Genomic DNA, 7,213 nt, shown 5'->3' on the forward strand with positions numbered 1-7,213 from the left:
CGGGTGGCTCAGCTGATCCGGGCGCCGGCCACCGGGCCGTGGGCGGTGCGCGCCTCGCGGCACACCTCGGCCGCCTCCAGCTCGGCGGCGATCCGCTCGGCGTCGGCGGCGTCGGCGGCGAGGAAGACGCAGGTGGGCCCGGAGCCGGAGACGATGCCGGCGAGCGCCCCGGCGGCCTCGCCGGCTTTGAGGGTGGCGGCGAGCGACGGGCGCATGGCGAGCGCGGCGGCCTGGAGGTCGTTGCCGAGTGTGGCGGCGAGGACCCGGGGGTCGCGTTGGCGCAGCGCGGCGAGGAGCCCGTCGGCGCTGCCCAGCGGCGGCCCGGCGGTGCCGGCGGCGCGGAGCCGGTCGAGTTCGGCGTACGCGGCGGGGGTGGAGAGACCGCCGTCGGCGATGGCGACCACCCAGTGCCAGGAGGTGGGGCGGGCCAGCACGGGGCTGACGGCCTCGCCCCGGCCGGTGCCCAGCGCGGTGCCGCCGTGGATCAGGAACGGCACGTCGGAGCCGAGGTCGGCGGCGATCCCGGCCAGCTCGTCGCGGGACAGCCCGGTGCCCCAGAGCGCGTCGCAGGCGACCAGCGCCGCCGCGGCGTCGGCGCTGCCGCCGGCCAGGCCGCCGGCGAGCGGGATCTGCTTGCGCAGGTGCAGCCGGGCGTGCGGCAGGACGCCCGCGTAGCCGGCCAGGGCGTGGGCGGCCCGGATCACCAGGTTGGTGTCGTCCAGGGCCAGCTCGCCGGTGCCCTCCCCCTCCATGGTCAGGGTGAGGGTGTCGCCCCGGCGGGCGGTGAGCTCGTCGTGGATCGAGATGGCGTGGTAGACGGTGTTCAGCTCGTGGTAGCCGTCGCGGCGCAGCGGTCCCACCCCGAGGTGCAGGTTGACCTTGGCGGGGACCCGCACCCGGACCGGGCCGGTGGCCCCGCGCCGCTGCTGGTCGTCATCGTCGTCCGGTCGCCAGGCCTCGGTCACGGGACGATGCCCCGCAGGCACAGGCGGATGTCGAACGGCTCGGTCACGATCAGCTCCTCGGCGGGGTCGGCGGCCGGCGCGGACCGGCCGTCAACCAGGTCGTACGCGTTGCGGGGTCCGGGCACGGCGCCAGCCTACTGCGCGGCCGGCGTGCCGGTCGGGGCCGACGCGGCGACGGCGGCGAACTGCTCGACGGTGAGTGACTCCCCACGCGCGCCGGGGTCCACCCCGGCGGCGGTGAGGGCCGCGGCGGCCCGGTCGGGGCCGCCGGCCCAGCCGGCGAGGGCGGCCCGCAGGGTCTTGCGGCGCTGGGCGAACGCGGCGTCGACGACGGCGAAGACCCGCTCCCGGGGTATGTCGGGGCGGGGCGGCTCGCGGCGGGTGAAGGCGACCAGCCCCGAGTCGACGTTGGGCACCGGCCAGAACACGTTGGGTGGGACCCGGCCGGCGGCGCGGGCGTGGGCGTGCCAGGCGAGCTTGACCGACGGGATGCCGTACACCTTGGAGCCGGGACCGGCGACGAGCCGGTCGGCGACCTCCTTCTGCACCATCACCAGGCCGTGCCGCAGGCTGGGCAGCACGGCGAGCAGGTGCAGCACCACGGGCACGGCCACGTTGTACGGCAGGTTCGCCACCAGGGCGGTCGGCGCGGGGTCGGCCAGCTCGGCGGGGTCGATGCGCAGCGCGTCGGCGCGGTGCACGGTGAGCCGGTCGGCGTACGGGCCGGCGTGCCGGGCGGCGGTCTGCGGCAGCGCGGCGGCCAGCGTCGGGTCGATCTCGACGGCGTGGGTGTGTGCGGCGGCCGGGAGCAGGGCCAGGGTGAGCGAGCCGAGGCCGGGGCCGACCTCCAGGGCGACGTCGGCGGCGGTGAGCCCGGCGGCGGCGACGATGCGGCGGACGGTGTTCGGGTCGTGCACGAAGTTCTGGCCGAGCTTCTTCGTCGGGCTGACGCCGAGGCGGGCCGCGAGGTCGCGGATCTCGGCCGGGCCGAGCAGGCCGGGGCTCACCACGGGCCGAAGGCGCGTTCGGCGTTGGCCGACAGTGCGCCGCAGAGCGCGTCGAGGTCCGCGCCGGTGGTCGCGGCCAGCGCGCGGACGGTGAGCGGGAGCAGGTACGACGCGTTGGGTCGCCCCCGGTGCGGGGTGGGGGTGAGGTACGGGGCGTCGGTCTCCACGAGGAGCTGGTCGAGCGGGGTGAGCGCGGCGGCCTCGCGCAGCGCGGCGGCGCTGGCGAAGGTGACGGTGCCGGCGAAGCTGAGCAGGTATCCCCGGCGCACGCACTCGCGGGCGAAGTCGGCGTCGCCGGAGAAGCAGTGCAGCACGACGGTGTCCGGGGCGCCCTCGTCGTCGAGGACGCGCAGCACGTCGGCGTGGGCGTCCCGGTCGTGGATGACCAGGGCCTTGCCGTGCCGCTTGGCGATGCCGATGTGGGCGCGGAAGCTCTCCTCCTGCGCGGCGCGGCCCTCGTCGCCGGTGCGGAAGAAGTCCATTCCGGTCTCGCCGATGCCGCGCACCCGGTCGCGGTCGGCGAGGGCCTCGATGACCCGCAGCGCCTCGTCGAGGTCGGCGAGGCGGGGCGCCTCGTTGGGGTGCAGCGCGACGGTGGCGAGCACCGCCGGGTAGCGCTCGGCGGCGTCGGCGCTCCACGCCGAGGACGCGACGTCGACGCCGACCTGGACGAGCCGGTCCACGCCGGCCTCGGCGGCCACCGCGACGGCCGCCGCGACCGGGTCGTCGGCGGTGGCGTTGCCGCCCGCCCCGCCGGCCGGGACGCCGGCCTCGGTGACGGTGATGTCCAGGTGGGTGTGGCTGTCCGGCACGGGCCCGGGCAGCGGCTCGGGCGCGGGCGGGAACTCGCCGGCCCGGCGGGCGGCCCGCTGCCGGCGGGGTGCGGTCGACTCGGTCATCGCCGCCAGCATCACACACCGCCGGTCGGCCCGGTCCGCCACCCGGCCCCTCCCGGGTGACCCGGCCGCGGGGTGGGGAGCGCGCCGACCAGGTTCCGGTCACCGGGCCGTCACCGGCCGTTCACCCGCCCGGAACGCAGCGGGCCTAGCGTCGCCGGGGTGAGCGTCGCCCCCCAGGCCAGCGGAGCCGCCGAAGCGCGGACGGGGCTACACGTGACGTGCGGCGGGGTCGCGTACCCGGCGGAGGAGATCGCCCGGGGCGCGGCGTACGAGTTGTTCAGCGCCGGGGAGGCACCCGGCTTCGAGTGGGCGCCCCGATCGGGGGCGCCGCTGCCCTGGCGGAGGTTCGCCCACGCCAGCGAGGTCGACGCGGTGCACGGCGCCGCCGAGCCGACCGAGGAGCCGGACGCGCCGCTGCTGGTGCCGCTGCACCGCGAGCGGGGCTGGCCGCAGGTGCAGCGGCTCAGCCAGCAACCGGCCTCGGCCGGTGACCCCACGCTGGCGGCGGTGCGGGCGTCCACGGTGATCCGGCGGGGCACCCGCATGGTCAAGGTGCTCTCCGCGCGGCAACTCGCCGGGTACGCCCGGGGCTGGCTGCCACACGGCTTCTGCCACCGCGAACACGACGTGGCGCACCTGCGTACCCCGGCGGCCCTGGCCGTGCTGCGCACCGACTCGCCGGGCGGCCGGGACGACCTGGAGGTGGCGTACGCGCTGCGCTGGCGGGCCGCCGACCCGGCCGACTACGTGCTGCCGGTCGGCGCGGAGCACCGGGGGTTGACGGCGCTGCCGCCCCGGGACCGGCTCGGCCCGCCGGTGCTGGGCACCGGGTTCGTGCCGAGCGAGGCGCAACTGGTCCCGGAGTTCGTCACCCGCGACTTCGCCGACCTGCCGATGCCGGCGAACGCCGCCCTGCTGGCCTATCCGGCGTCGGGGGTGGAGGTGGTGCTCTACAGCTACCAGGCCGAGCAGCGGGGTTGGCTGCGGATGGTCGGCCCGCAGTGGCGGCACCTGCTGGCCGGGGTGCCGGACCTCTCCCCCGACCAGGAGTGGCTGCCGACCGGCGAGGTGGCCCGCTCGACCCAGCTCGTCGGCGGGTACGCCGGCACCGCTTACGAGGCGGTCGCCGACCTGCCCGGCGGGTTCCGGGTGCTGGCGATGACCCGGGCCGCCCGGTACCCGGTCGAGGCGGTGGCCCGCCGGTTGCGGCACGCCGCCTGGCGGGGCGTGCCCTGCCTGGTCCTGCGGGAGGAGGCCGGCTGGCTGCGGCTGCGGCTGACCCGGCCGGATCCGGACGCGGTGGCCGGGACCGGGGCGCAGTGCCAGGAACGGGGCGTCTACGAGGTCTGGGCCCCGGCGGTCGAGGTGACCGACGACCGGATGATCGACGTGTCTTACCCGCTCTGACCGGCGCGGTCCTGGCCGGCGGGCCCCGGCGGGGGCGGGCATATCGGGGGTTGGGTCGGGAATGCGCGGGGCGTCCGACGACCCGACCCGCTCCCGGGAGATGCCATGCCCTTCGTGACCGTCGGCGCGGAGAACACCGCGCCCATCGACCTGTACTACGAGGACCACGGCAGCGGCCAGCCGGTCGTGCTGATCCACGGCTTCCCGTTCAACGGGGCGACGTGGGAGAAGCAGACCAGCGCGCTGCTCGCCGCCGGCTACCGGACCATCACGTACGACCGGCGGGGCTTCGGCAACTCCAGCCAGCCGGCCGCCGGCTACGACTACGACACGTTCGCGGCCGACCTGGACGTGCTGATGACCGAGCTGGACCTGCGCGACGCGATCCTGATCGGGCACTCCATGGGCACCGGCGAGGTCACCCGCTACCTCGGCACGTACGGGTCGAACCGGGTGGACCGGGCGGTGCTGCTCGCCCCGCTCGCGCCGTTCCTGCTGAAGACCCCGGACAACCCGGAAGGGCTGGACCGGGGGCTGTTCGACGGGTTCCAGCAGGCGATCCTCGCCGACCGGTTCGCGTTCCTCACCAGCTTTTGCGACAACTTCTTCAACTATGCCGACAACAAGGGCAGGCTGGTCAGCGAGGAGGCGTACCGGGCGCACTGGGACATCGGCGCGCGGGCCTCGGCGATCGGCACCTACCAGTGCGTGGATGCCTGGCTGACCGACTTCCGGCCCGACGTGCCCCGGATCGACGTGCCGGTGTTGATCGTCCAGGGCGACCAGGACCGGGTGCTGCCGTACGGGGTGACCGGCCAGCGGTTGCAGCCGATGCTGCCGGACGGCCGGCTGGTGACGCTCAAGGGCGCGCCGCACGGCATCCCGTGGACCAACGCCGACGAGGTGAACCGGGCGATCCTGGAGTTCGTCGTGGCCCCGGCGTTGGCGCGGCGCTGAGCCTGGCAGTCCTCGCGGCGACCGGTTTCGCGGGCGGTTTCGCGCGTGGCCGGCACGGGCGGGTGGGAGTCAGCCAGCCAGCCGGGCCAACTCCTCCTCGACGATCGACGGGTCGAGCTTGCGGAACACCGGCTTCGGCGGCGCGAGCGGCCGGCCCACCTCCAGCGGCACCGACTCCCAACGCGCCCCGACCGTGTAGTCGCCGGTCAGCACCGGGTACGCGGGCCCGCCGTCGAGGTCGTCGACCTCCTCGATCACCGGCATCGGTGCGTGCACGCCGGTGCCGCCGAGCAGCTCGTGGATCTGCTGCGCGGAGTGCGGCAGGAACGGGGTGAGCAGGGTGTTGGCGTCGCTGACCACCTGGAGGGCGACGTAAAGGATGGTGCCCATCCGGGGCTTGTCCGCCTCGGTCTTGAGCTTCCAGGGGGCCTGCTCCGACAGGTACTTGTTGGCCTCGGCGACGACCCGCATCGCCTCGCCGATGGCCTGCTTCTGCCGGTGCCGGCCGATCAGGTCGCCGACGGTGTCGAAGCCGGCGCGGGCGGTGGCGAGCAGCGCCTCGTCGGCCTCGGTGAGCCCGGCCGGGTCGACCGGCGGGATCGCGCCGAAGTTCTTCGCCGCCATCGAGACCGACCGGTTGACCAGGTTGCCCCAGCCGGCGACCAGCTCGTCGTTGTTGCGCCGGAGGAACTCGGCCCAGGTGAAGTCGGTGTCGTTGCTCTCCGGCCCGGCGACCGCGATGAAGTAGCGCAGCGCGTCCGCGTCGTACCGCTCGAGGAAGTCCCGCACGTAGATGACGACCTTGCGGGACGAGGAGAACTTGCGGCCCTCCATCGTGAGGTATTCGCTGGAGACGACCTCGGTGGGCAGGTTGAGCCGGCCCAGCGCGCCGGGCTCGCCGTCGTGGTCGCCCGCGCCGGAATATCCGCCGAGCAGCGCCGGCCAGATCACCGAGTGGAAGACGATGTTGTCCTTGCCCATGAAGTAGTAGCTCAGGGCGTCCTTGCCCTCGGCGTCGGTGGACCACCACTTCCGCCACGCCTCCGGGTCGCCGGTGCGGCGGGCCCACTCGATGGACGCCGACAGGTAGCCGATGACCGCGTCGAACCAGACGTAGATCCGCTTGTCCGGGCGGTCGCGCCAGCCGTCGAGGGGGATCGGCACGCCCCACTCCAGGTCCCGGGTGATGGCCCGGGGCTGGAGGTCGTCGAGCAGGTTCCGCGAGAACCGCAGCACGTTGGGCCGCCAGCCCTCCCGGCCGTCCAGCCATCGCCGCAGGGCGTCGGCGAGGGCGGGCAGGTCGAGGAAGAAGTGCTCGGTCTCGACGAACTCCGGCGCCTCACCGTTGATCTTGGACTTGGGGTTGATCAGGTCGACCGGGTCGAGCTGGTTCCCGCAGTTGTCGCACTGGTCGCCGCGGGCGCTGTCGTACCCGCAGATCGGGCAGGTGCCCTCGATGTACCGGTCGGGCAGGGTCCGGCCCGTCGACGGCGAGATCGCCCCGGTGGTGACCTTGGGCACGATGTAGCCGTTGCGGTGCAGCCCGGAGAACAGCTCCTGCACCACCGCGTAGTGGTTGCGGGTCGTGGTGCGGGTGAACAGGTCGTACGACAATCCGAGCGCCCGCAGGTCCTCGGCGATCACCCTGTTGTACCGGTCGGCCAGCTCGCGGGGGGTGACCCCCTCGGCGTCGGCCTGCACCTGGATCGGGGTGCCGTGCTCGTCGGTGCCGGAAACCATGAGCACGTCGTGGCCGGCCATCCGCATGTACCGGGCGAAGACGTCGGAGGGAACGCCGAAACCGGAGACGTGGCCGATATGGCGCGGGCCGTTGGCGTACGGCCAGGCTACCGCCGCGAGAACGTGACTCATGACCAGCAAGCCTAGTGCAGCCCCGCAGAAGTCTTGTCAGGGTTGGGTTCACGCTGCCAGAGGCCGACCGTCGTAGCGCCATCGGAAGGGTTTGGCGGTCCGGCTG

Annotated in this window: 7 protein-coding genes; 2 read left to right on the forward strand and 5 right to left on the reverse strand. The window is 74.7% G+C overall.

What is annotated here, in order from left to right; genetic code table 11:
• Window positions 1-8: 8 nt before the first annotated feature.
• The 4 genes from ACFT41_RS31740 to ACFT41_RS31755 are packed head-to-tail and all read right to left on the reverse strand — an operon-like array spanning window position 9 to window position 2,883.
• The gene (locus tag ACFT41_RS31740) at window positions 9-965 is read right to left on the reverse strand and encodes a 4-(cytidine 5'-diphospho)-2-C-methyl-D-erythritol kinase (protein WP_377590079.1); all 957 of its coding nucleotides are present in this window, start codon (window positions 963-965) and stop codon (window positions 9-11) included.
• Window positions 962-1,090, reverse strand: a complete 129-nt coding sequence (locus tag ACFT41_RS31745) for a hypothetical protein (protein WP_377590077.1) — start codon at window positions 1,088-1,090, stop codon at window positions 962-964. The genes ACFT41_RS31740 and ACFT41_RS31745 overlap by 4 nt, the downstream gene beginning before the upstream one ends.
• A gap of 9 nt (window positions 1,091-1,099) precedes the next feature.
• Complete coding sequence (gene rsmA / locus ACFT41_RS31750; protein ID WP_377590082.1) at window positions 1,100-1,972, reverse strand: 16S rRNA (adenine(1518)-N(6)/adenine(1519)-N(6))-dimethyltransferase RsmA; 873 nt, start codon at window positions 1,970-1,972, stop codon at window positions 1,100-1,102.
• The gene (locus ACFT41_RS31755; protein ID WP_377590080.1) at window positions 1,969-2,883 is read right to left on the reverse strand and encodes a TatD family hydrolase; all 915 of its coding nucleotides are present in this window, start codon (window positions 2,881-2,883) and stop codon (window positions 1,969-1,971) included. The genes rsmA and ACFT41_RS31755 overlap by 4 nt, the downstream gene beginning before the upstream one ends.
• Before the next feature lie 147 nt (window positions 2,884-3,030).
• Between ACFT41_RS31755 and ACFT41_RS31760 the strand changes: the two genes are divergently transcribed.
• Together ACFT41_RS31760 and ACFT41_RS31765 are read left to right on the forward strand one after the other, a co-directional pair.
• The gene (locus tag ACFT41_RS31760; protein WP_377590076.1) at window positions 3,031-4,278 is read left to right on the forward strand and encodes a hypothetical protein; all 1,248 of its coding nucleotides are present in this window, start codon (window positions 3,031-3,033) and stop codon (window positions 4,276-4,278) included.
• A gap of 105 nt (window positions 4,279-4,383) precedes the next feature.
• Window positions 4,384-5,235 (forward strand): alpha/beta fold hydrolase, encoded by an 852-nt coding sequence (locus ACFT41_RS31765; protein ID WP_377590074.1) that lies wholly within the window; start codon window positions 4,384-4,386, stop codon window positions 5,233-5,235.
• Between the two features lie 69 nt (window positions 5,236-5,304).
• Here the strand turns inward: ACFT41_RS31765 and metG are convergent, their stop codons facing one another.
• Complete coding sequence (gene metG / locus ACFT41_RS31770) at window positions 5,305-7,107, reverse strand: methionine--tRNA ligase (RefSeq protein ID WP_377590073.1); 1,803 nt, start codon at window positions 7,105-7,107, stop codon at window positions 5,305-5,307.
• Between the last annotated feature and the right edge of the window lie 106 nt (window positions 7,108-7,213).

Origin of the sequence: Micromonospora sp. NPDC057141 (assembly GCF_042670805.1) — a bacterium.
Classification (GTDB): domain Bacteria; phylum Actinomycetota; class Actinomycetes; order Mycobacteriales; family Micromonosporaceae; genus Micromonospora.